Source organism: Acidovorax sp. JHL-3, from assembly GCF_000526295.1.
In the GTDB taxonomy this organism is placed as follows: domain Bacteria; phylum Pseudomonadota; class Gammaproteobacteria; order Burkholderiales; family Burkholderiaceae_C; genus Acidovorax; species Acidovorax defluvii.
Genome location: NZ_JAFU01000004.1, coordinates 294,810 through 319,323, shown reverse-complemented (window position 1 = coordinate 319,323; position 24,514 = coordinate 294,810). Strand labels below are relative to the sequence as shown.

At 64.9% G+C, this 24,514-nt stretch carries 18 protein-coding genes and 1 pseudogene; 6 read left to right on the top strand and 13 right to left on the bottom strand.

Features of this window, described 5'->3' with window-relative positions:
• Positions 1–17: 17 nt before the first annotated feature.
• From K226_RS0116835 to K226_RS20080, 6 genes are all read right to left on the bottom strand, one after another.
• Complete coding sequence (locus tag K226_RS0116835; protein ID WP_238324285.1) at positions 18–1,865, bottom strand: diguanylate cyclase; 1,848 nt, start codon at positions 1,863–1,865, stop codon at positions 18–20.
• The gene (locus tag K226_RS0116830) at positions 1,862–3,283 is read right to left on the bottom strand and encodes an oxygenase MpaB family protein (RefSeq protein ID WP_024815898.1); all 1,422 of its coding nucleotides are present in this window, start codon (positions 3,281–3,283) and stop codon (positions 1,862–1,864) included. The genes K226_RS0116835 and K226_RS0116830 overlap by 4 nt, the downstream gene beginning before the upstream one ends.
• Positions 3,284–3,384: 101 nt before the next feature.
• Complete coding sequence (locus K226_RS0116825; protein ID WP_024815897.1) at positions 3,385–4,197, bottom strand: alpha/beta fold hydrolase; 813 nt, start codon at positions 4,195–4,197, stop codon at positions 3,385–3,387.
• Positions 4,198–4,221: 24 nt separating this feature from the next.
• A complete protein-coding gene (locus K226_RS0116820; protein ID WP_024815896.1) occupies positions 4,222–5,049 on the bottom strand; it encodes a proteasome-type protease in 828 nt (275 codons plus the stop codon).
• Positions 5,050–5,189: 140 nt separating this feature from the next.
• A complete protein-coding gene (locus tag K226_RS0116815) occupies positions 5,190–5,453 on the bottom strand; it encodes a hypothetical protein (RefSeq protein ID WP_024815895.1) in 264 nt (87 codons plus the stop codon).
• A gap of 25 nt (positions 5,454–5,478) precedes the next feature.
• Complete coding sequence (locus K226_RS20080) at positions 5,479–5,949, bottom strand: hypothetical protein (RefSeq protein ID WP_024815894.1); 471 nt, start codon at positions 5,947–5,949, stop codon at positions 5,479–5,481.
• On the opposite strand from K226_RS20080, the pseudogene K226_RS20345 reads away from it, so the two are divergent.
• A pseudogene (locus tag K226_RS20345) lies at positions 5,933–6,115 on the top strand (helix-turn-helix domain-containing protein); the annotation flags it as partial. The gene K226_RS20080 and the pseudogene K226_RS20345 overlap by 17 nt on opposite strands.
• A 13-nt stretch (positions 6,116–6,128) precedes the next feature.
• Here the strand turns inward: K226_RS20345 and K226_RS20340 are convergent.
• Genes K226_RS20340 through mutS form a run of 4 tightly spaced genes read right to left on the bottom strand, consistent with a single transcriptional unit; the run spans position 6,129 to position 10,169 of the window.
• On the bottom strand, positions 6,129–6,653 hold the full coding sequence (locus K226_RS20340; protein WP_024815893.1) for a hypothetical protein: 525 nt from the start codon (positions 6,651–6,653) through the stop codon (positions 6,129–6,131).
• A gap of 51 nt (positions 6,654–6,704) precedes the next feature.
• On the bottom strand, positions 6,705–7,019 hold the full coding sequence (locus K226_RS0116800; protein WP_024815892.1) for a CcdB family protein: 315 nt from the start codon (positions 7,017–7,019) through the stop codon (positions 6,705–6,707).
• Positions 7,020–7,022: 3 nt separating this feature from the next.
• Entirely contained in the window at positions 7,023–7,481 is a 459-nt protein-coding gene (locus K226_RS0116795; RefSeq protein ID WP_024815891.1) for a hypothetical protein, read from the bottom strand.
• 54 nt (positions 7,482–7,535) lie between these two features.
• Positions 7,536–10,169 (bottom strand): DNA mismatch repair protein MutS, encoded by a 2,634-nt coding sequence (gene mutS / locus K226_RS0116790; RefSeq protein ID WP_024815890.1) that lies wholly within the window; start codon positions 10,167–10,169, stop codon positions 7,536–7,538.
• 183 nt (positions 10,170–10,352) lie between these two features.
• On the opposite strand from mutS, the gene K226_RS0116785 reads away from it, so the two are divergent.
• From K226_RS0116785 to K226_RS0116775, 3 genes are read left to right on the top strand one after another with little or no spacing between them, the layout of a single operon-like run.
• A complete protein-coding gene (locus tag K226_RS0116785; protein ID WP_024815889.1) occupies positions 10,353–12,908 on the top strand; it encodes a bifunctional diguanylate cyclase/phosphodiesterase in 2,556 nt (851 codons plus the stop codon).
• Positions 12,909–12,947: 39 nt separating this feature from the next.
• The gene (locus K226_RS0116780) at positions 12,948–17,804 is read left to right on the top strand and encodes a PAS domain S-box protein (protein ID WP_024815888.1); all 4,857 of its coding nucleotides are present in this window, start codon (positions 12,948–12,950) and stop codon (positions 17,802–17,804) included.
• Positions 17,805–17,828: 24 nt separating this feature from the next.
• Entirely contained in the window at positions 17,829–18,959 is a 1,131-nt protein-coding gene (locus K226_RS0116775) for a two-component system response regulator (protein ID WP_024815887.1), read from the top strand.
• Positions 18,960–19,160: 201 nt separating this feature from the next.
• Here the strand turns inward: K226_RS0116775 and K226_RS0116770 are convergent, their stop codons facing one another.
• Both K226_RS0116770 and K226_RS0116765 read right to left on the bottom strand, forming a co-directional pair.
• Positions 19,161–20,090 (bottom strand): inositol monophosphatase family protein, encoded by a 930-nt coding sequence (locus K226_RS0116770; RefSeq protein WP_024815886.1) that lies wholly within the window; start codon positions 20,088–20,090, stop codon positions 19,161–19,163.
• Positions 20,091–20,346: 256 nt separating this feature from the next.
• A complete protein-coding gene (locus K226_RS0116765; protein WP_024815885.1) occupies positions 20,347–21,315 on the bottom strand; it encodes a hypothetical protein in 969 nt (322 codons plus the stop codon).
• 269 nt (positions 21,316–21,584) lie between these two features.
• Here K226_RS0116765 and K226_RS0116760 point away from each other — a divergent pair, with 269 nt between their 5' ends.
• Positions 21,585–22,376 (top strand): RNA methyltransferase, encoded by a 792-nt coding sequence (locus tag K226_RS0116760; protein ID WP_024815884.1) that lies wholly within the window; start codon positions 21,585–21,587, stop codon positions 22,374–22,376.
• Between the two features lie 33 nt (positions 22,377–22,409).
• On the top strand, positions 22,410–23,189 hold the full coding sequence (cysE, locus tag K226_RS0116755) for a serine O-acetyltransferase (protein WP_024815883.1): 780 nt from the start codon (positions 22,410–22,412) through the stop codon (positions 23,187–23,189).
• Positions 23,190–23,312: 123 nt separating this feature from the next.
• Here cysE and K226_RS0116750 read toward each other — a convergent pair whose 3' ends face one another.
• Positions 23,313–24,413, bottom strand: a complete 1,101-nt coding sequence (locus tag K226_RS0116750) for an NAD(P)-dependent alcohol dehydrogenase (RefSeq protein WP_024815882.1) — start codon at positions 24,411–24,413, stop codon at positions 23,313–23,315.
• Positions 24,414–24,514: the final 101 nt, after the last annotated feature.

The window sequence follows — 24,514 nt, the reverse complement described above, 5'->3', positions numbered from 1 at the left end:
GTGTGCTGGTTCGCGCCTCAGGCGGAAGCCAGTGCGAGGTCGCCCGTGTTGCGGCGCAGGCAGAACTTGCCGGCCTGCTTGCCGCTGTACATGGCGGCGTCTGCGAGCCTAAGCAGGCCCATGGCGTCACTGCCGTCGTGGGGGGCAAGGGCATAGCCAATGGTCAGGCCTACCCAGACCTGCCGATTGCCCAGCGCGAAGGGCGAGCGAAAAGCGTCGAGCAGCTTCATTCCCAGATCGTGCGCCTGTTCGGGCTGTTTGAGCAGCGGGGTCATGACCACGAACTCATCGCCGCCCAGGCGCGCCACCACGTCCGACTCGCGCAGATGGCCGCGCAGGCGTTGCGCCACGGCAACCAGCAGTTCGTCGCCGACATCGTGGCCGTACTGGTCGTTGACGGGCTTGAAGCCGTCCAGGTCGAGCAGGTACACCGCCACCAGGTGGTGGGGGTCACAACGCTGCAGGCTGTTGGCCAGCTCCGCATACAGGCCGCGGCGGTTGGGCAGGCCGGTCAGCGGATCGGTGTGGGCGAGCGAGTGCATGGCGTCACGCTCGCGGTGCGCATCGAGTGCCGCGAGGTGCAGCGCCTTGCTGCGCAGGCCCAGCACACGCATGAACAGCAGCATGTCGATGGTTGCGCCGAACTGAAACGAGTGCATCATCCAGAAATTGGCGGGCACCCAGCCCTGCACCAGGCACACCATTACGACGGCTGCCAAGCCATAGGCAAGCCATGCGACCAGCAGGGTGGTGCCGATCGGGTCTTTCTCGCGCACCCGCCGCAGTGCTGCAGGAATGCTGAGCAGCGATGGCAGCGGGCCGACCAGGCTCATGAAAATCGTGGCGCCACGGGGCGTCAAAAGGTCGAAAACGAAAGCCAGGCCTACTAGCGTGGTGACCGCAGCACCGGCGTGCATCACGCGTGGGTAGAGGCCCTGCGTGGTCGGCCCCACCAGGACGTGGTTCAGGAAAAGAAAAGACCCCGCCAGAGCCATCAGCCCCGCCGTGATGCCCGCATGGCTCCCCATCCACACATTGCCCGGCCAGAGAAACTGCGCGCCAATACCAAAAAACTGGATGGAAAAGCCCGTGCTACCCAGCACGACCAGTTCATAGTAGGCAAACAGCCGCTCGCGCTGGCTGGCCCACTGGATCAAGCTGTACACCAGCAGGCAAAACGCCAGCCCGATCAGCAGCCCCTGCAGCATCTGCTCGCGCTGGGCCAGGTACAGTCCGTGGGGAAGTTCGCTGACACTGATGGGCAAGATCATGGGCCCCAGCGTGCGGATGCGGATCAACACGTCATAGCTTTGGCCTGCCTGCAGGTTCAGCAGCATGGCCGGGACACGGCTCGACAAGGTGGTCTTGTCGGGCGGGCGCATGTAGCCCAGCAAAGCCTGCTGAAGCACCTGGCCTTCGCTGGTGAGGTAAATATCCACTTCCTGCAGTGAGCTGTAGCCGACGTAGATGGCCCAGGGGCTGCCGGGCGTCCGGGAAGCCTCCAGGGGAACGCGCAGCCACATCGCTTGCTTGTCGCGTACGCCCAGCGATCCGTTCAGGTTTGCGGGTGCTTTGAAATCCTCCAGTCGTCCCAGCATCTCCTGCGCACTGCGTCCGAGGGTGTCATCGGCCTGGAGGGTGATGGCGGGCCAGGCGTCGAGCGTCTGGCTGCCAGGCGTGAGTTGCAGGGGCGCTGCCGCATGGGCCGCCGCCGACCATGTCAGCCAACCCAGCACAGAAAGCACCGACAGCACTGACCGCAGCCACAGCCTGGTGCCAGCGCAGCGCCCAGCGTGCCAATGCCGCATCCATGTCATGAGAAGGCTGTAGCGAGCAAACATCGGCGAGGGGGTGAGTAACTTCATGGCGCTGCGCGGCTGCGCGCCACGCCCGGGTTCCAGCTGCCATGCGTGGTCAGCCGGTCCTCCAGCTGGTTGAGCCATGCGGGGGCGTGGGGGTCTTCGCTCCAGCCCTTGACGACGGCATCGAGCTGGTTGAGCAGGCCGTCGGGCAATTGCAGCGGGCGTGTCTGGCTCATGAGCACGCGGCTCATGAAGTGGTAGCCCAGCACCCGCGTCAACGTTCGCGAGATGGAAAACCGGGGCCGCCACCGGCGCACCAGGGTGTCGATGCCACGGGCCAGCAGCAGCATGGCCCAAAACAACGCGGATGAGGCCAGCGGCACGCGTCGATCAAGGCCCAGGTCGTGCGCCGTTTCGCGGCCGCACAAGTAGCGCGTGAGCAGCACGGGAATCGGCTGTACCACGGGCCAGGGGATCGACTGGGCCATGGTCTGCATGAGCGCGGTCCCCAGCGCCGGGCGCGGGTCGGGCACCAGGGCCTGGCTGCGGCCCTGCGCCTGCATCCGCGCGAACAGGCTGGCCGCCTGCTCCATCGTGTCGGCCATCAGGCCGCGCTCGATGCCAAGCACATGGCCCACCACGTTCCAGGCGTGCAGATAGGCTTCTTCGTCGGCACGGGGCAGGCCGATGCCCAGGCGCCGCAGGCTGCGCAGAAACACATGGCTGAACGTGAGCAGCGTGTAGGCCAGCTCCTCCTGATTGCAGGGCAGGCCGCTGTCGGCCACGTTCCAGCCCCGGGCAAAGAGCGTTTGGTAGAGCGTGGGCTTTGCGGCGGGCTGGGCCAGCGGGGGCAGCGCACTCAGGCAGGCCTGCAGGGCATCGGGGGGCGCACCGCGCAAGATCAGGTTGCGGATGGTCGAATGGATGAGCCGCACCTTGAGGGTCTGCGCAATGCCCGCGCCGCCCATTGCATCCAGGCCGCCGCGCATCATCACGGGGAAGATCATCGCCGCGGTCGAGCGAATGCGGTACTCGGTGTGTTGCTCCAGCTGGCCTGCCGTATGCAGCACGTCGGCCAGGTCGGGCCGCACGTAACACTCGGGCAGGCTGGAGCAAAACAGCAGGATGCACGACAGCGCGCCATGCTCCATGAACAGCCGCTCGGCGCGCTGGATTTTTTGCGGGTCGGCCCACGGAGGCAGCGCCTGGGCCTGCCGCACATAGTCCGTCAGTGCCTGGGCGGCCTCTTCGCCGAGCACCATGCTGGGCGCCTGCCAGTGCAAGAGACTGGCGTTGTCCGCCCACTCGCCAAACAGCCGGTTGACCTCGGCGATGCGCTTCCACTGAGGGGCATCGTCGCCGGGCCAGCCCTGCGTTGGCCAATCGCCCAGGATTCGCGCGATGGTGCCGTCACCCAAGGGGTCGGCGTGCCGCCGCATGTCCTGAAAAGACAGGTTCGGGGCGGAGGGCTGCGGCGTCATGGACGGGCGTATCGTTTTGTAACGTGTCAGTGTAGCGGACTCGTTCGAAATCGGTATGTCAATATTTTTGGCCCCGGCCTGCGCGTCTGCGCGGCCCGGGATCAGGGCGCGATCGAAGCCAGGTTCAGCAAGGCCGCTTCGATGGCTGCTGCGGTGGCCAGCGGCTGCTCCATGGGGAACAGGTGGCTGCCGTCGAGCATCATGATGCGCCCGCCGGTGATACGCCGCGTCAGCGCCATGCCCACCTGGCGCATCTCTACCGAGTCGAGCCCGCCGATGAATGCGGTCGGGCAGCGCAGTGGGTGCCTGCGCAGCAGGCGGTCCAGGTTGTGGGGCAGTGTGTTGTAAATGGCGGTTTCCACCGTGCGGTCAAAGCCCAGCACCCGGCGCCCGTCCTTGTCGTGCAGGCCGTGGGTGACATAGTCGTGCAGCACCTGCGGGTCCCAGCGCGTGAACACCTCCTTTTTGAGGAAGTGCTCCAGCGCCTCGTCGGTGCTGGCCCAGCTCATGCGGCGCTGGCGGCTGACGCGGCCGGGTGACACGGCGCTTACCACCTGCGTGCGCTTGGCCACGCCCACGGTGGTGGCGCGCCAGCCGCTGATCAGCGGCGAGTCGAGCATCAACACGCCGCGCGCCAGATCGGGGTGCTGCGCGGCCGCCATCACGCTCAGAATGCCGCCCAGCGAATGCCCCACCAGAAAAACGCGCTCGCCCGAAGCCTGCACCTGCTGCGCGGCAAAGTCGGCCAGCTGCTGCACCAGGTGCGGCCAGTTGCTGGTGACCGGGTATTGCGCATCGTGGCCAAAGCGGTCGACGGCGGTCACCTCGAAACCGCGTTGACGCAGGTGCGCGAAAAGGACGTTGTAGGTGCCAGCCGGAAAGCTGTTGCCGTGCGAAAAAACGATCTTGGCCATCAATCAGTCAGGGTGTGTGCAAGCTCAGATCAGCTTGTCACGGAAATTGGTGATCTTTTTGAGCGGCTTGCTGCGCGCCGGGTTCACCAAAATGGGCGCATCGGTCGAGCCGCCGTCCCACGCCGGGTCCTCGATGCTGTCGAATACCGCGCGCAGCTTTTGGCCCCAGCTGTCATGCAGCATCCGAAAGTAGGGGTTCTGCTCGTCAATGCACACGATCTTTTCGGTGGTGAAGCGGTCGGCTTCATACACCACCAGGTCCATGGGCAGCCCCACCGAAAGGTTGGACTTGAGCGTGCTGTCCATCGACACCAGCGCGCACTTGGCGGCCTCGTCGAGCGGTGTCTCGGGCGTGAGCACGCGGTCGAGCACGGGCTTGCCGTATTTCGACTCGCCCACCTGAAAATACGGCGTTTCTGCCGTCGATTCAATGAAATTGCCCGCCGAATACACCTGAAACAGGCGCATGCCCTCGCCCTGGATCTGGCCGCCAAACACCAGCGACACATTGAAATCAACCCCCGCGCGCTTGAGTGCCGCGCCATCGCGCTCATGCACATGGCGCACGGCGGCGCCCAGCACGCGGGCGGCGTCAAACATGCTTTTGGCGTTCCAGATGGTGATGGGCTCGCCGTCGGCATCGTCCTTGATCTGGGTGGTCTGCAAAATTTCGCGCACCGACTGCGAAATGCTCAGGTTACCCGCCGACAGCAGCACCATGAAGCGCTCGCCCGCTTTCTCGTAGACCATCATCTTGCGAAATGAACTGATCTGGTCGAGTCCGGCATTGGTGCGCGAATCGGACAGGAAAACCAGCCCGGCATTGAGTTTGATGGCGACGCAATACGTCATGGGGAATGCGAGAAAGAGGAAAGGCACAGAGTGTAGTGCGGTGCCGCAGCAGCGCCCGCACCCAGCTTGGGTTGTGCAAGAGCGGTATCAAAACAATAGCTGCTCGCGCTTATTCCATAAGCGCCCGCGGCCAATTTTGCTTAAACCTCCCAGAACGCCTCGATCGGTTCGCCGCCGACATCCAGCAGCCACCACTCGATCACCGCATCGCGCTGGCCCACCCCCAGCAGGCCCAGCGCCCCGCGTGGCGCCGCCAGGCGCGGGCAGCGCCACAACTGGTCACCCGGCTGCGCCGTGGCCAGCACCTTGGCGCGAATGGCGGGCGGCACCTCGGGCGATTGCAGGTCCACCGGGCGGTCTTCGCCGTCGCCGATGTCTTTTGGGGTGGCTGGGATGGGGCGCATGGGGGCTTCTGGGTGAAGGCGTTTTTTACGCCCCGCTGCTGCGCTGCAGGGTCAGCGCCAGCAGGCGGCGCAAAAGTTCATCATCCGGCATGTCGGCCGTGTAGTTCGCCCACCCATAGGCTGCCGCCACCGCTGCATCCAGCTGCGCATGGGCCGCAGCCAGCCAGGCGGGGCGCAGGTTGTAGAGGTTGGTGAGCGTGCGCTTGGCCAGGTCTTTTTCAAAGCCGGGCTTGGCCACCGTGCGGTCGGGGTAGGGCGATGCACTCAGCCCCAGCGGCACCACCTCGGGCACGGTGTCCGTCCACTCGGACGGGTTCAGCCAGGCCTGGCGCAGGGTGCTCAGGCGCTGGGCGGCCTGTGCAATGGCTGTGGCGGCCTGGCGGGTTGGTATTGTTTTGATAGCTACTTGCGCTTGATGAACGGGCGCTAGAGCCTGTTTTGGCTGGCGGATTCCAGAACGAAGTGCACCAAGCAATAGGTTGGGCCAAGAGTGCATAGGATGCTCTCTTGTTGACCGGCCAGTCGCAAAGGAAAGCACTTTGAACTACACACACTTGACCCGAGAAGAACGATACCAAATCCACGCACTGTGCAGCCTAGGGATAGGCATTGCAGCCATCGCTGGGCACCTTGGTCGCCACCGCAGCACCATCGGGCGGGAACTCTCGCGAAATGTCAGCGAAGCGGGCTATGACCCGTCAAAGGCCCATGCGCACCGCCGGGCACGCGGCCTTCGTAGGTTTTGCGCAGCAGGGTGGTGTAGGCGTCGCCCAGTTCGGCGCGCATTTTTTTGTCACCCAGGAAGGGCGGGTTGCCGATGACCACGTTGGCGGTGGGCCAAGTGGCTTCTTGCGGTGCGGCGGCTGCGCCCGGTGGTCCGGGATGGGGCGGGGTTCCGGTTTCGGGGTCTGAGCACGAGTTTTGCTGCGCAAAATCGTGATCCGAACCCGAAACCTGCGCTGCGCCTGGGGCGGGCGCTGGTGTCTGCACTGCGCCTTGTTTTTGCGCTGTCTGCGCTGTGCCCCAGTCCAGCAGCGCATCGCGGCATTCGATGTGTTCCAGGGTGTCGAGCACGGGGTTGGTCTTGAACTCGTAGCCCTCGGCACTGCCGGGCTTGGGTACGCCGAGCAGTTCGCACAGGTCCAGAAAGTGGCTTTGCGCGCCTTGTTCTTCGTTGAGTGCGTAGGCCGGGCCGGGCACGCCAGCGGGCGCGCCCCATTTGGCGATGAAGTCTTGGGGGTCATGGGGTGCTCAGTAGCCGCGCAGCAGCATGTCGAGTGCGGTTTCAATTTCCAGCATTTGGGGCTTTCCGGTGGCACGGGGTTGCGATAGCTCGTTGCGCAGGAAAACGGCGATGCCGAGGGGGTGCAGATGGGCGATTTGATCGTTCACTGCAATGGCGGGGTTGAACCGTTTAGTCATGCCCGGAAAGGCACCTGGCACCGCCAGCGGAACGCAAACTCGTTCGGCAAAGCGGTAGAGCAGGTCGCTCTGGATGTCCATCACATAGGGAAACGCGTGGCGGTCTTCTTCAATGGGGTTGTCGTAAATGTCGAGGCGTGCCATGGCTCATTTTTGTTGTTCTGCACGCCAGCGACGCACGCGCTGTGAGTAGGGTTCACGCTGCTCGGCCCAGGCGTTGTATTGGTCGATTTCGGTGGCGTGTTGCGAGGACCATTCGTGGATGCGGCGTCCCGTGGAGCCAATGTTGGCCATGCGCTGGTTCATGGCCTCAATGGCTTCCTTGTTTTCTTCTTCCCACTGGGTGCGTGCGGCTTCCATTTCAGCCGGGCTGCGTGCGGCGGCGGCAGCGCGGCGCGCCAGGCGCTCGGGGGTGAGCCAGCCGTCTGCGGTGCCCGCCGCTGCGGCGTAGCGGGCAGGCTCTTCCTGTGCGGTGAGGGGGGCGGGCACCACTTTCACCGGCATTAGCGTGATGGTTCCGTCAGGAGCCGTTTGCACCTCGAACAATTGCCCTGCGTACTTCTTGCCCAGCGATATCTGGCCGCTGGCGCCCACTTCCTTGAGCATGGCGTGCTCCTTCAAAAAACGTCATGCCATCATGCGGCATGAAATGGGAGGGCGTCAAGCTTGCGTGGGCTTCCCCATGACGGCCTTCAACTGGTACAGCGCATCCAGCGCCTCGCGCGGGCTGAGCTGGTCGGGGTGGATGGCGGCCAGCGCGGCTTCCACCGGGCTGGCGCCTGCGCTCTCGGGCACTTCAGGGGGGGCGAACAGGTCCACCTGCAGTTCGCCTTCGCCCGCGCGCTCTTCCAGTGCGGCCAGTGCGTGGCGGGCGTGGTTCAGCACAGGCGCGGGCATGCCGGCCAGTTTGGCCACCTGGATGCCGTAGCTGCGGCTGGCGGGGCCGGGCTGGATTTCGTGCAGGAACACGATGTCGGCACCGCTCTCGGCCGCGCTCACGTGCATGTTGACGGCGTGGCGCGCCTTGGCAGGCAGTTCGGTCAGCTCGAAGTAGTGCGTGGCGAACAGCGTGAAGGCGCGGGTCTTGTCGTGCAGGTGCGTGGCAATGCCGCTGGCCAGCGCCAGGCCGTCGAAGGTGCTGGTGCCACGGCCGATCTCGTCCATCAGCACCAGGCTGTGCGGCGTGGCGGCGTGCAATATTTGCGCGGCTTCCACCATCTCCAGCATGAAGGTGGACTGTGCGTTGGCCAGGTCGTCGGCCGCGCCGATGCGGGTGTGGATGGCGTCAATCGGCCCCAGGCGGCAACTGGCCGCCGGCACATGGCTGCCCATGCTGGCGAGCAGCACAATCAGCGCCACCTGGCGCATGTAGGTCGATTTGCCGCCCATGTTGGGGCCGGTGATGACCTGCATGCGCGTGTTGGCGTTCAGGCGCGTGTGGTTGGCGATGAAGGCGCCGCTCGAGACTTCAGCCAGGCGCGCCTCCACCACGGGGTGGCGGCCGGCCTCGATCTCGATGCAGGGCTCGTTCACGAACTGCGGCGCACACCAGCCCAGCGTGAGCGAGCGTTCGGCCAGCGTGCACAGCACGTCGAGCGTGGCCAGCGCGTGGGCCAGGCGGGTGAGCAGGGGGATGTGCGGCTGGAGCTGGTCGAGCACCTGCTCGTACAGCCATTTTTCACGCGCCAGCGCGCGCTCGTTGGCCGACAGGGCCTTGTCCTCGAAGGTTTTCAGCTCGGGCGTGATGAAGCGCTCGGCGTTTTTCAGCGTCTGGCGGCGGCGGTAGTCGTCGGGCACCTTGTCGAGGTGGCTGCCGGTCACTTCAATATAGAAGCCGTGCACCTTGTTGAACTGCACGCGCAGGTTGGGGATGCCGGTGCGCGCCTTCTCGCGCGTTTCCAGGTCGAGCAGGAAGGCGTCACAGTTGCTCTGGATGCCGCGCAGCTCGTCGAGTTCGGCGTCGAAGCCGCTGGCGATCACGCCGCCGTCGCGCACCAGCGCGGCGGGTTCTTCGTCGATGGCACGGTGCAGCAGATCTGCGCAGCCCGGGGGCGGCTGCAAATGGCTGAAAATTTGAGCCAAATAGGGCTCCGGCGCTTGTCCAATATGCGCGAGAAGCTCTGCTTTTTGTAGCGTTTTGCCCAGGGCCACCAGTTCACGCGGGCGCACCTGGCGCAGTGCGGTGCGCGCGGTGATGCGTTCCACGTCGCTCACGCCCTTGAGCTGCTCGCGCAGCGCGCTCCAGGGGCCGGTGCCACCCCCGGCACCACCCGCACCGCGCAGGGCGGTGGTGGCGGACAGGCGCTGGCGGGCCTCGGTGCGGTCGCGCCGGGGTTCCAGCAGCCAGGTGCGCAGCAAGCGGCTGCCCATGCCGGTCATGCAGGTGTCGAGCAGCGAGAGCAGCGTGGGCGCGTCTTCGCCGCGCAGGGTTTTGATGAGTTCGAGGTTGCGGCGCGTGCTGGCGGGCAGGTCGATGAGGTCGCCGCCGCGCTGCACCTGCACGCTGTGCACATGGGTGAGCTGGCGGCCCTGGGTGTGCTCGGCGTATTGCAGCAGCGCGGCGGCGGCGGCGTGCGCCTGGGCCAGGTCTTGCGCGCTCCAGGCCTGCAGGCTGGCTGCGCCGAGCTGTTCGAGCAGCTTGCGCTCGCCGAGCTGGCTGTCAAACTGCCAGTCGGGGCGCGGGGCCATGGGGCAGGTGAAGGAGCCGCCTTGGCGCAGTGCCTGCAATTGCTGCTCAAAGCGGTCGGTGACGCCCGCGCTGTAGATCAGCTCGCTCGGGGCCACACGCTCCAGCCAGCCGCCCAGTGCATCGAGTGCGCATTCGGCCAGGAACACGCGCCCCTGCGTCACGCTGAGCCAGGCCAGGCCACAGCGCGCGCGCGGGCCCTGGTGCACGGCCAGCAGCAGCGCCTCGGCCTTGTCGGAGAGCAGTTCGCTGTCGGTCAGCGTGCCGGGGGTGACCACGCGCACCACCTTGCGCTCCACCGGGCCCTTGGCCGTGGCCACATCGCCCACTTGCTCGGCAATGGCCACCGACTCGCCCATCTTGATGAGCCGGGCGAGGTAGTTCTCCAGCGCATGGAAGGGCACGCCCGCCATCACCACGGGCTGGCCGGCCGACTGGCCGCGCTGCGTGAGCGTGATGTCGAGCAGGCGCGCGGCTTTTTCGGCGTCTTGCCAGAACACCTCGTAGAAGTCGCCCATGCGGTAGAGCAGCAGCGTGTCGGGGTACCCGGCCTTGAGGGCCAGATACTGCTGCATCATGGGCGTGTGGTGCGAGAGCGTGTCAGACATGCGGTGCGGTGTGAATGAGGCGTGCACTGTAGCAGTTCGTTTTGCGGGTTTCCCCTAGCGAATCGGCGCGTAATTGCCTAGGTTGCCGTTACCTTTTGACATAATCTGTGTGGTGAATGGGGGCGGGCTCTGCGTCGCCGCGTCCACGCAAACATCCTTTTTACGAGTGGGTTGTGCTCAAAAGTGATCTCATCCGAATTGCTGACCGATCTTCTGACCCCCGATGGCGAGGGCGCGCTAGCGCCCTCCGCGCAGGCGCGTCTGCAGGCTTTTTTTGAGGTGCTGCCCCTCGCGCTGATGGAGTTTCGGCTGGAGGGTGTGCGCCTGGTGCTGGTCGCTGCCAATGCAGCGGCGCGGCGCATGCCCGGGCTGGGCGCGGTGCGTGGCCCCGGCACCGACGCACTGGATGTGTTTGACCTGATGCAGGGCGTGGGCATCGTCGGGCAGCTGTGCGCGGTGGCCCGGGCGGGTGTGCCGCTGGAGTGCCGGCCTGTGGTTCGCGAGCCGGGGCGGCCGGTGCTGGCCTGGGAGATGTCGGCCCGCAGTGTGGCCAGTGTCGCCAGCAACAGCATCATGGTGACGGTGCGCGATGTCTCCGAGGCAGAAACCCTGCGGGCCGCACTGGCCGCATCCGAGCGCGCGCTGGAAGAAGCACGCCGTGAATTGCACGAGCAGAGCGATGTCTTCAACTCCATGGAGAGCCTGGCGCGCACCGGCCATTGGCGGCAGATTGAAGACCCGGGTGAAACCGTGTTGCTGTGGTCTCCCGGCCTGTGCGATATCGCCGGGTTTGAGCGGCAGGAGTGGTTGAGCCGCGAGCGCGCGGTCAGCGGCATCCTGCCCGAAGACCGGCATGTGTTTGAAGAGGCGCGCGAGAGGGGGGAGGGCGCCGACATCGAATACCGCTGGCGCCGCCCGGATGGCGAGATCCGCTGGATGCGCTCACGCGTGCGCCACGGGCGTGCTGGCGACGGCATGCCGGTGGAGATGGGCGTGGTGCAGGATGTGACAGACGAGCGCCGCGCAGCCGAGCAGCTGCGCGAGCAGCTGCTGTTTATCCGGCGCATCGCCAGCCGCATTCCGGGGTTCATCTACGAATACCGGCTGCATCCCGATGGCGCCAGCAGCGTGCAATACATCAGTGATGCCGTACGCGAGTTCATGGGGGTCCACCCCGAGGATGTGACCCGTGACTTTCAGGTGCTGATGCGGCGCATCGTGCCCGAAGATGCGGCCCATGTGCGGCACTCCGCGGCGGTCTCACTGCGCACCCAGGTGCCCTGGCAATGTGAGTACAGGGTTTTCATGCCCGACGGCAGCGTGCGCTGGCATATCACCAATGCGGTGCCCCACCGCGAGGACGATGGCTCGGTGGTGTGCCACGGCTTCACCATGGACATCACCGACCGCAAACGCGCCGAACGAGAGATCGAGCGGCTGGCGTTTTATGACGCGCTCACGGGCCTGCCCAACCGGCGCATGCTGCTCGACCGGCTGCAGCGCGCGGTGGCCGCCAGCGCACGCTCGCTGCAGCTCGGCGCCCTGCTGTTCATCGACCTGGACAACTTCAAGGACCTGAACGACACCCTGGGCCACGACATGGGCGACCATCTTTTGTCACAGGTGGCGGCCCGGCTGCTCAGTTGCGTGCGTGAAGTCGATACCGTGGCCCGTTTTGGCGGTGACGAATTCGTGGTCATGCTCGAAACCCTGCACACCGATTTGCCCGACGCTGCCAGCCAGGCTGAAATCGTTGCCGAAAAACTCCTGGCCAGCCTGAATCTGCCCTTTGACCTGGGGGGGCAGCAACATTACAGCACCCCCAGCATCGGCATCACCCTGTTTGGCGACCAGCGCCTGTCGGTGGACGAGCTGCTCAAACGGGCCGACCTGGCCATGTACCAGGCCAAGGCGGCGGGCCGCAACACCCAGCGCTTCTTCGACCCGGACATGCAGGCCGCCGTCAACGCCCGCTCCAACCTGGAGGCCGACCTGCGCCAGGGGCTGGTGCGTGGCGCGCTGTGCGTGCACTACCAGCCCGTGGTGGACCACCACGCCCGCCTGATCGGTGTGGAGGCGCTGGTGCGCTGGCGTCACCCAGAGCGCGGCATGGTCAGCCCCGGTGACTTCATTCCCCTGGCCGAGCAGACCGGCCTGATTCTGCCGCTGGGCCAATTTGTGCTGCAGACCGCGTGCGAACAGCTGCAGCGCTGGAGCGGCAACGACGCCACGCGCAACCTTTCGATCGCCGTGAATGTCAGCGCACGCCAGTTTCGCCAGCCGGACTTTGTTGGCGGCGTACTGCAAACGCTGGCGAACTGCGGCGCCAACCCCACCAAACTCAAGCTCGAACTCACCGAGAGCCTGTTGCTGGGCGACATCGAAGACACTATTGAACGCATGGGGCAGCTCAAGCGCGAAGGCGTCGGATTTGCGCTGGACGACTTTGGCACCGGCTACTCCAGCCTGAGCTATCTCAAGCGGCTGCCACTCGACCAGGTCAAGATCGACCAGAGCTTCGTGCGCGACGTGCTCACCGACCCTAACGACGCGGCCATTGTGCGCACCATCCTGGCATTGGCCGAGAGCCTTGACCTGCAGGTGGTGGCCGAAGGGGTGGAGACCACGGGGCAACTGGCATTCTTGCGCTTGCATGGATGCGAGCAGTTCCAGGGGTACTTGTTTGGGCGTCCGGGCCCTGTGGAGAACATCGATGCATATTTGCACCCTGGGCACTGACAGGCCGGCACGCATCCGCGCGCCGACGGGAGACGCCGCATGGTGAGGGGCGGCGATGGCCGGCAGGTTTTCGACTGGGTGCTGGATCGCAATGCGCGCCGGGCCAGTGGATTGGCGCTGGTGATGGTGGTGGCGCTGCTGGGCAGCTGGCTCGCGGTGGAGGCGGTGGTGCGCTGGCGTGAGTCTGAGCGCAGCGTGGAGCGCGCGCGGCTGCTGGACCAGACCGCCCAGGCGCTGATGGCGCAGGTGCAGGGCGGCGGGTTGCTGGGGGTGGTGTCCCTGCTGGGGCTGAGCGAACCGCTGCTCAAGGACATGGCCCGTGGCACGCTGGCACCAGATGACGGCGCGGCCCTGAACCGGCTGGCGGTGGCGCGCGCCAGGTTCCTGATCAATGGCGTCTATGTGATGTCCAGCGATGGCACCGTGGTGGCCCATGAAACCCAGGGCACCAGGTCCACAGGAATCAACCTGGCTTTTCGCCCCTATTTTCAGCAGGCCCTGCGCGGTGCCACCAGCGTGTATGCCGCCATTGGCAGCAATACCAGGGAGCGCGGCCTGTATTACGCGGCGCCACTCTATGAAAGCGACACCCCCAGCAGCGCCATCATTGGCGCGGTGATGATCAAGGTGGGGTTTGCATCGGTGGATGCGCAGCTGGCCAGTGCCGGGCTGCCCATGCTGCTGTTGTCTCCCCAGGGCGTGGCCTTCGCGTCGGCCCGCCCCGAATGGCTGTTTGCCATGGCGCCGCCATTGACGCAGGCGCGCATTGATGCCGTTCGCGCTTCACGGCAGATGGGGCACCATTTTGACAACGGCGTGGCCTCGGCGCTGCCGTTTTCTCCCGATGCGGCCCAGGTGGACATCAATGGCGTGGCCCATGCGGTAGGGCGGCGCGACCTGGACTGGAAAGATCCAGGCGGAAGCTGGCAACTGCTGGCGCTGGACGACGTCAGCGCCTTGACGCCGCTGCCCCTGCGGCTGCAAGTGGGAGGCGCGGCCTTGCTGGCGCTGAGCCTGCTGGGCTTGTTGGTGCGGGACATGCTGGTCAGCCGCAGGCGCGTGGCTGCAGCACGCGAGCGGTTTCATGTGCTGGGCGCCGCGCTGGAGAGCAGCCCCGTGGCCGTGGTGATCACCGATGGCGACGGATTCATCGACTGGGTCAATCCGCAGTATGAGCGCAACACGGGCTATGCCCTGACGGACGTGCGCGGCAAAAAACCGTCCATCGTTGCCAGTGGCCAGACGTCGCCGGGCACTTACCAGCAGATGTGGTCTGCGTTGCTGTCGGGGCAGTCCTGGCAGGGACAGTTTGTCAATCGGCGGCGCGACGGCAGCCTGTACCACGACGAGGTCACGCTGTCCCCCGTGTTTGACAAACTTGGCAAGCGCATTGGCATGGTGGGCCTGCACGAGGATGTCACCGAGCGCATGCAGGCACAAAAGGAGGTGCAGCGCCGCGAGCGTCTGCTCAACGAGTTGCTGGAACAGCAAACCGCCATTTTCGACAATGCACCACCCATCCTGCTGGTTTGCGATGGGCTGTTCAAACAGTTCAACCCGGCGTTTGTAGAGCTGATGCGCGGCACGGTGGCTGGTTTGCTGGGGCAAAGCGTGGCCACATTGTTCAGCGGCTCTGGCGGTTCCGAGCAGTTCATTGCACGCGTGGTGCCCCGGCTGGCGCAGGGGCAGGCCCTGCGGGAAGAAGCAACGCTGTGCCGGCTCGACGGCAGCACCTATGTTGCGCGACTGTCGGGGCGCGGGTTGCAACTGGAGGGCTGCCAGTCGGCTTCGATCTGGGTGATTGAGGACATCAGCGAGGCCCGGCAGGCCGAAGTGGCCATGCAGCAGGCCGCAGAGCGGCTGGAGCTGGCCCAGGAGGCTGGCAAGGTGGGCGTGTACGACGTCGATCTGGAGCGCGACTCCATCGTCTGGTCGGACAAGCTGGTGTCCATGATCGGCTTGCCTGCGGGCACCCAGCCCAGCGGACGGGCCGGCTGGCTGACCTGTCTGCATCCCGATGACCGTGAGCGCGCCAGTGCGTACTTTGATCAGTGCGTTGCAGGCACAGAAACCTACTTGCGAAATTCCTGGCGCATCGTGCGACCCGATGGCGAGGTGCGCTGGTTTCTGGAGGCCGCCCGCATCATCCGCAACGCACAAGGAAAAGCCTTGCGTGTGGTTGGGGTCAATGTCGATATCCACGACCAGAAACAGCTGGAAGCGCAGGTGGCGCAGCAGCTGGGTTTTCAGCAGGCCCTGATTGACGCCATTCCCGTGCCGCTGTTCTACAAGGATGCGCAGGGGCGCTACATCGGGTTCAATGCCGCCTACGAAAAAGCCTTTGGCGTGCGCCGCGAAGACCTGATCGGCAAGACCGTGCTCGACCTGCCGTTTCTGCCGCAGGCAGAGCGGACCCGGTTCGATCGGGATGCGGGGGCGGCACTGTCGGGCGCGCAAGCGGTACACAAGGAGGTGGACCTGCCCTACGCCGATGGCGAAATGCACCACACGCTTTTCTGGCTGCATGGTTTTACGCAGGCCGACGGCTCGCCGGGCGGCGCCATTGGCACCTTTGTGGATATCACCGACCGCCAGAAGGCCGAGCAAGACCTGCGCCTGGCCAAGGAACTGGCAGAGGAGACCACCGCCCTCAAGTCCAGTTTTCTGGCGAACATGAGCCATGAGATCCGCACACCCATGAATGCCATCATCGGCATGTCGCACCTGGCGCTCAAATCGGGGCTGAGCGCCCGGCAGCACGACTATGTGAGCAAGATCCAGCAGGCGGGCCAGCATCTGCTGGGCGTGATCAACGACATCCTCGATTTTTCCAAGATCGAGGCGGGCCGGCTGGAGGTGGAAAAACATCCCTTTGTGCTCGACCGCATGCTGGAAGGCGTGGTGGATGTGGTGGGGTACAAGGCAGGCGCCAAGGGCCTTGAGCTGGTGTGCGACGTGGCCGCCGATGTGCCGCCCAACCTGGTGGGCGACGCCTTGCGGCTGGGACAGATTCTCATCAATTATTCCAACAACGCCATCAAATTCACTGAGCACGGCGAAATCAGCATCGCCGTGCGGGTGCAAGAGCAGGATGCCCGGCGCGTACTGCTGCGCTTTGAAGTGCGGGACACGGGCATCGGCCTCACGGCCGAGCAGATGGACCGGCTCTTTCAGAGTTTTCAGCAGGCCGATACATCCACCACGCGCCGCTACGGCGGCACCGGGCTGGGCCTGGCGATATGCAAAAGTCTGGCCGAGCTGATGGGCGGCGAGGTGGGCGTGCACAGCGAGTTTGGCAAAGGCTCCACCTTCTGGGTGACGCTGCCGCTGGAGCGTGGCGCGCCTGCACGCCGGTTTGAGCCGCCTCCCAGCCTGCGCGGGCGCCGCGTGCTGGTGGTGGACGACAACCACACGGCGGCCACCGTGCTGTCGGACATGTTGTTGTCCATGGGCTTTGTGGTGCAACAGGCGCATTCTGGAGCCGAGGCCCTGGATGTTCTGCGCACCGCCGTGCAACAGCAAACACCCTTTGGCCTACTGCTGCTGGACTGGCACATGCCCGGCATGGACGGCATTGAACTGGCGGCGCGCATTCGCAAAATGGGGCTGACCGAAACCCCGCAGATGCTGATGGTCACGGCCTATGGGCGTGAGGAGGTGATGCGCGCTGCCCGCACGCAGGGCATAGAGTCGGTGCTGATCAAGCCCGTGAATGCATCGGTTCTTTTTGACACCCTGATGCAGCCCGCGGAAAACACGGCAATGGGTGAGCGCCCAGAGCCCCATCCAGCACCCGGCAACGATGTGCTGCCCGAGGCCATCCGGGGCGCGCAGGTGTTGCTGGTCGAAGACAACGAGCTCAACCAGCTGGTGGCGGCCGAGTTGCTGCGTGATGCCGGTTTTGTGGTGGATGTTGCCGGCAATGGGCAGATGGCACTGGAGATGCTGGAGGCAAAGCGCTACGACGTGGTGCTGATGGACATGCAAATGCCCGTGATGGACGGCGAGACGGCCACGCGGCGGCTGCGCGCCGATGCGCGCTACGCCGACCTGCCCGTCGTTGCCATGACCGCCAACGCCCTGGAGACCGACCGCCAGCGGTGTTTTGCCGCCGGAATGAACGACCATGTGGCCAAGCCCATTGAACCAGGCGTGCTGTGGGCGGCGCTGGCACGATGGATTCGCCCGCGGCCAGGGCTGGGGCAGGCGCCCGGGACCGAACCGGACGTGAACGGTACACCGGCACCGGTGCCGGCGTCCGCTTCTGGTTCCGCGCCGATTGCGTCACTGTCAGTGCCGGGGCTTGATGCGGCGCTGGGCCTGCAGCGCGCGCTGGGCAAGCCGGCGCTCTATGCCGATCTTCTGCGCAGGTTCTGCGATGGGCAGGGCCAGGTGGTGCATACCGTGCGGGAGGCGCTGGCTGTGGGCGATATGTCGCTGGCCGAGCGCGTGGCCCACACCTTGCGATCGGTCGCCGCCAACATCGGCGCAATGGGTGTTTCCGATGCGGCGCAAGCGCTTGAACTGGGGGTGCGGCAGTCTGATCCCGTGCCTGCGCTGCAAGAGCGAGTCGACGCGCTGGCCCTGCATCTTCAGCCCTTGCTGGCAGGCCTGCAGGCGTGGGTGCAAAGCGCGCCCGTGCCATTGCCGAACGCCGCGCAGGGCGGGCCGAGCGAGGCACCTGGAGTGCTGGCGCAATTGCGCAGCCTGCTGGCGCAGGACGATTCAGCAGCGGTGGAGTATTTGCAACACAATGTGAGGGTGTTGGAGCCGGTACTTGGCAGTGCTCTGCGGGCCATCGAAGAACACACCAGCAACTACGATTTTGAGAAGGCGCTGGCAGTGCTGGATGCCGCCAGCACCCAACCCGCGCCGCACACGGTTCCCCCGCATTGAACGGCCCTATCTGCAGGAAAAATCATGGACAACGCGCCTTTTTCTTCCAGCCCTCCAGAGCATGCGCAAAAGCCCATTGCCACGGTGCTGGTGGTGGACGACACGCCCGACAACCTCACCTTGATGGGCAGCTTGCTGCGCGAGCATTTTCAGGTCAAGGTGGCCAACCACGGGGAGAAGGCGCTCAAAATTGCACTCTCCGACACCCCCCCAGATCTGATCCTGCTCGACATCACCATGCCGCAGATGGACGGCTATGAAGTGTGTCGGCGCCTGAAGGCAGAGCCTGCCACCCGGGATATTCCGGTGATCTTTCTGACCGCGCGCTCCGAGCCCGACGACGAGCGGGCCGGCCTGGCGCTGGGGGCGGTGGACTACATCACCAAGCCCATCAGCCCGCCCATTTTGCTGGCGCGGGTCAACACGCATCTGGCGCTCAAGGCCACGTCAGATTTTCTGCGCGACAAGAGCGTCTACCTGGAGCGCGAGGTGGCCATGCGCACGCTGGAGGTGCAGGCCATCCAGGACGTGACCATCATGGCCATGACCTCGCTGGCAGAAACGCGCGACAACGAGACCGGCAACCACATCCGGCGCACGCAGCTTTATGTCAAAACCCTGGCCGAGCGTCTGCGGCACCACCCGCGCTTCGAGCACCTGCTGAACGACCGCATGATCGAGCTGCTTTACAAGTCGGCGCCGCTGCACGACATCGGCAAGATCGGCATTCCGGACAGCATCCTGCTGAAACCCGGCAAGCTCACGGTGGAAGAGTTTGAAATCATGAAAACGCACACCACGCTGGGCCGCAATGCCATTGAGGATGCAGAGCGCCGCTTGGGCATGCGCGTGGCGTTTTTGAGTGTGTCCAAGGAAATCGCCTACAGCCACCAGGAAAAATGGGACGGCTCGGGCTACCCCGAAGGATTGGCGGGGGACGCCATTCCCGTTTCTGCCCGCCTCATGGCCGTGGCCGATGTGTACGACGCGCTGATCAGCAAGCGAGTTTACAAGCCCGCCTTCTCGCACGACCAGGCCTGCGGCACCATCGTCCGGGGCAAGGGCAACCACTTTGATCCCGACATGGTGGACGCCTTTGTGGACATTGCCGAAGACTTTCGCAGCATTGCGCAAAAGTATCCGGACCCTGCATAAGGTACAACCCCCTTAGCCGCTTCGCGCCTTCCCCCTTCTCTCGAATTGCTGCGCCATGCGGGGAGGGGAACGCAGCCAGTGTGGCGGGGCGGCCCTTGCACGGCTGCCCTGGTGTACGTCCCGCCCGCTGCATAGTCCAGCGACAAGACCTCACCGGTGGTCATCGTGTGCTGGCTTAGCGGCTGTGCGCAGTGGATGGGTTCAGAAAGGAGCGTCTTCGCCGGCAGCGGCGGGGCTGTCGGGGTGTTCGCTGGCTGCGGGGGCTGCTGGTTCCGCGGCATCTTCACCGGCAGCCTGGCGCACAGCTGCCTTGTCGCCCGCACCCGCGAACTTGCTGTACTTGCCCAGAAGAGGCACCAGCTGACCATAAATGCGCGGGTTGCCCGCCATGCATTCGCGCTGCTCCAGAAAGTCGGCCTCACCCGTGAAATTGCCCACCAGGCCACCGGCCTCGGTGATCAGCAGCGAACCCGCCGCCACGTCCCAGATCGACAGGCCGGTTTCAAAAAAACCGTCGGTAAAACCTGCGGCCACGTAGGCCAGGTCGAGCGCGGCAGCGCCGGGGCGGCGCAGGCCGGCCGTGCGCTGCATCACGTCGCTCATCATGTTGAGATAGCTCTTGAAGTTGTCGCCCGGACGGAAGGGGAAGCCGGTGGAAATCAGGCAGTCCTTGAGCTGGGTGCGCTTGCTCACGCGGATGCGGCGCTCGTTCAGGTAGGCGCCACGGCCCTTGGTGGCGGTGAACAGGTCATTGCGCGAAGGGTCGTAGATGACCGCCTGCTCGACCTTGCCCTTGACGGCCAGCGCAATGCTGACGCAATAGACAGGAAAGCCGTGGATGAAGTTGGTGGTGCCGTCCAGTGGGTCGATGATCCAGACGAATTCTGAATCCTTGGCGCCATATTCGGTGCCCGATTCTTCGGCCAGGATGCCGTGGCCGGGGTAGGCCGTGAGCAGCGTCTCGATGATGATCTTTTCGGACGCATGGTCCACTTCGGTCACGAAGTCGTTGATCTGCTTTTGCGAGATCCGCACCGATTCCACATCAAGGGCCGCGCGGTTGATGATGGCGCCGGCGGCGCGTGCGGCCTTGATGGCCACGTTGAGCATGGGGTGCAGATTGGACGACATAAATTGTGAGAGAAGGACAGGGGCCTGAACGCCAGGCCTGAACCGACGATGCGGCGACAAGGGAGGTGATTCTACCCGCTGCGCCCAAGACTGGCCTGGGCGGGTGCTCGATGGAGCCGTGGGCAAGATGCCTTGTGCGGCAGCGTCATTTGCCCTGAGCTGTCGTCAGCCGTCCCCAGCCGCCTTCAGCCGCATGTTGCCTTTGATACCGTGCAGCAGCGACCGTTGGCGACCTCGCGCGGCTTTCATGCCGCAGTCAGGGCAGCCGCAGCCACTGGCCTTCTTGTGCCGTGGTTTGCTGCAACGGGCCGTTGCCGAGGGTGAATTCGACCGTCAGGCTCTTGCGTGCGCCGGGGGCAGGGTCGGTGCCGGCGAGGTTGTTGTCCACCGACACTTGCAGCCGACCGTCGCGCACCTGGCTGCGCAGGCGTGCGGTGACGTCCACCTGGCGGTAGCCGTCACCATAGAGCGCGCGCTGGACCGTAACCCGCCCATTGCCTGCATCGTTGCCATAGCCCGCATCGTTGCGCCTGCCACCCTGGTTCCACTGACCAGCACGGGTGCCCGTGAGGCGTGCCGCGTCGATCCAGCTGCCCTCAGCAAACTCGAGGATGTGGGGCTGATCGCCGTAACCACGCGTTTGGATTTGCAGGGTTTTTCTTTGGCCGGGGGCCGGGTCGGTATTGAAAAGCTCATTGGTCAGCTGGAAGCGCTTGTTGCGTCGCACCAGCTGGCGGATCGTTTGGGTCACATCCACGCGCGATGTGTGGGCGCCATAGGTGGCTTGCAGAATTTCTTGATTGCCACGGTTCGCGTTGACGGGTTCGACCGCCTGCCTGCCCATGTTGTCGCCACGCTGACCCCAGCGGCCAGTGCTCCAGCCCAAGAACTGGGCGCCATCTACCCAGCTGTACTCGATGTAATCGAAGGTGCGTGGCTGACCGTCAGGTCCGCGGGCATGGATGCGCAGCATCTTGCGCTGGCCGGGGGCCGGGTCGACATTGTTGAACAGGTCGTTGGTGAGCTTGAAGCGCTGGTCGCGCGCGGCCAGTTGCTTGAGCCGGTCCGTCACATCAATGCTGCGCTGATCGGTGCCATAGACGGCCTGCAGGATCTGGTATTGGCCGTCGTCGCGCTGGGCCCATGCGGTGGACGACATGACAAGCGCGAACATGAGCAGCAGCCAACTGCCCAGGGTTTTTGCGAGAGGGTTGGGAGCGTGCATGCAGACCTTGTTGTGGGTTGGGGGAGAAAAAGTGAACGCCATGGTTTACCCAATAAAAGACGCCACTGCCACCTTAACGCCTGGAGAGGGCGGTCAGTGCACACCTTGCCAGCAGTTGTAACAGCGCTTTACGCGATCACTCCGAACCGGGAGCGCAGGGAGCGACCTGCGGTTCGGGACAAACGCTCGCCCGTTCGGGGCACACACGCATGGCCAGCGGCGACAATGGCGCATGCCCCGGTGGCCCGCCGTTTCTCTTTGATTTCACCATGCGTACCCGTTTCATACTGATCCAGACCAGCCATGCCGGCAATGTGGGTGCAGCCGCACGTGCCATGAAAACCATGGGTTTTGACGACCTGGTGCTGGTGGCGCCGCGCTGGCCCAACGTGTTGCGGCGCGAAGAAACCATTCAGCGCGCCAGCGGTGCCCTTGATGTGCTGGAAAACGCCCGCATCGTCGCCACCCTCGACGAAGCCCTGGATGGCATGAGCCACCTGTGCGCCACCGCGATGACGCCGCGCGACTTCGGCCCGCCCGCCGCCAGCCCCCGGGCGCATTTCGAGATGCTATTAAAAAAAGAGCTTCTAGCGCTTGATGGTAAAGGGCTGGAGGTCAAAAACGCTTCAAATTTTGAGGCGCCGGCTGCCGAAACCGGTGTGGCCTTTCTCTTTGGTTCCGAGCGCTTTGGCATGGCCAACGAGGATGTGTACCGTTGCCATGTGGCGCTTTCCATTCCCACCAACCCGGGGTTTGGGTCGCTCAACCTGGGCGCTGCCATCCAGGTGATCGCCTACGAATGGCGCCAGGCGCTGGGCGGGTTTGCGGTGCAGGATGCCACCCCCACCCGTGCGCAGGCCGATGCCGCCCAGGTGGCTGGCATGCTCGCCCACTGGGAGCAGGCGCTTGCCGGCATTGGCTTTCTCGACCCGGCAGCGCCCAAGAAGCTCATGCCGCGCCTGAACCAGCTTTTCAACCGCGCGCAACTGAGCCCGGAGGAAATCCACATCCTGCGTGGTGTCGCCAAAGCCATGCTCGAGACGGCACAGGCAAAGCGCTAGACTGCATTTCCATATTCCAAAAACAACGAAACCATGTTTGCCCGCCTGCGTTCCGACATCCAGTGCATCCTTGATCGCGACCCCGCTGCCCGCAGCACCTGGGAGGTGATCACCTGCTACCCCGGCTTGCACGCGGTGTGGCTGCACCGGCCTGCGCACTGGTGCTGGGGCCATGGTTTCAAGTGGCTGGGTCGCTTTATCTCGCACCTGGCGCGCTGGTTCACGGGCATCGAGATCCACCCCGGTGCCAAGGTGGGCGAGCGCGTGTTCTTTGACCACGCCATGGGCGTGGTGGTGGGCGAGACGGCCGAAATTGGCGACGGCTGCACCATCTACCAGGGCGTCACGCTGGGCGGCACCTCGCTCTACAAGGGCGCCAAACGCCACCCCACGCTGGGCCGCGATGTGGTGGTGAGCGCCGGCGCCAAGGTGCTGGGCGGCTTCGCGGTGGGTGATGGCGCAAAAATCGGCAGCAACGCCGTGGTCATCAAGCCCGTGCCTGCGGGCGCCACGGCCGTGGGCATCCCGGCGCGCATCATCCCCTCCAAAGAGGGCCAGAGCGCCGACGTGACCGAGCCGCAGCAGGCGCGCAAGTTCACGGCCTATGGCATCACGCAAGAGGACGACCCGCTCTCGCAGGCCATGCGCGGCCTGATCGACAACGCCTCCTCGCAAGAGCACCAGATCGCGTTGCTGTGGCAGGCCATCGAGAAGCTGTCCGAATGCGTCAAGACGGGCGACTGTGTGCCTGACGACGCGGCGCTCAAGGAGCAGTTCGAGGCGGGCAAGTTCAACGATCTGGTCGGCAAGTAGTCGGCCTCGGCCCGTCGTCCAAAAAAAAGCACACGGGACGTGTGCTTCTTTTTTAATAGCTGCTTGCGCTTTATACGTAGGGGCTAGAGGCCAATTTGGTTAAAAATTCAAGGCGCAGACCGTTCAGAACGGCTTGATCGCCACCTTCAGCACACCGTCGCGTTGGTGGGCGAACAGGTCGTAGGCCGCCACGATGTCATCGAGCTTGTAGTGGTGGGTCACCAGCACGCCCAGATCAACGCGGCCCGATGCCACCACGTTCATCAGGCGGCGCATGCGCTCCTTGCCGCCGGGGCACAGCGCGGTGCGGATGGTGTGGTCGCCCAGGCCCGCCGCAAACTGCGCCAGCGGGATGGTGAGGTCTTCGGAATACACGCCCAGGCTCGACAGCGTGCCCCCGGGCCGCAGCACCTTCATGGCTTGCGCAAACGTGGCCTGCGTGCCCAGCGCCTCGATGGAGCTGTCCGCGCCCTTGCCACCGGTGAGCTTCATCACCTCGTCAACCACGTCCACGTTGCGGAAGTTCAGCGTCACGTCGGCGCCCATCTTCTTGGCAATGCCCAAACGGTGGTCGTTGCCGTCCACGGCGATGATGGTCGTGGCGCCCAGCAGGCGTGCACCTGCGGTGGCGCACAGGCCAATCGGCCCCTGCGCAAACACCACCACGGTGTCGCCAATGCGGATGTTGGCGTTCTCTGCGCCCTTGAAGCCGGTGGACATGATGTCGGGGCACATCAGCACCTGCTCGTCGGTCAGGCCATCGGGGATAGGGGCCAGATTCGCCTGTGCATCGGGCACCAGCACATATTCGGCCTGGGTGCCGTCGATCAGGTTGCCAAAGCGCCAGCCGGCGGTGGCCTTGTAGCCATGGCAGCCGCACAGGCCTTGCGCAATCAGGTAGCTGCCGTCTTGTGAAGGTGCGCCATCTTGCGCGGCATACGAGTTGAAGTTGGGGCAGATGGCTCCCGCAATCACGCGTTGGCCCTCGGTGTAGCCCTGCACGGCACTGCCCAGTTTTTCGATCACGCCCACGGGCTCATGCCCCACCGTCAGGCCCTTGGCCACGGGGTATTCGCCCTTGAGAATGTGCACGTCCGTGCCGCAGATAGTGGTGGTGGTGATGCGCACCAGCGCATCGTTGGGGCCCACATCGGGGATGGGCTTGTCGGCCAGCTCGATGCGGCCTTTGTCGACAAAAACGGCGGCTTTCATCATGGCGGTCATGGTGGTGCTCCTTGGGTGTGAAAGCACCACCTTACGCCGAATGCGTGTCCGTAGCGTGCCGACGCTGGAGTGGACTGCTCGGGTATGAAAAAAGCGCCGGC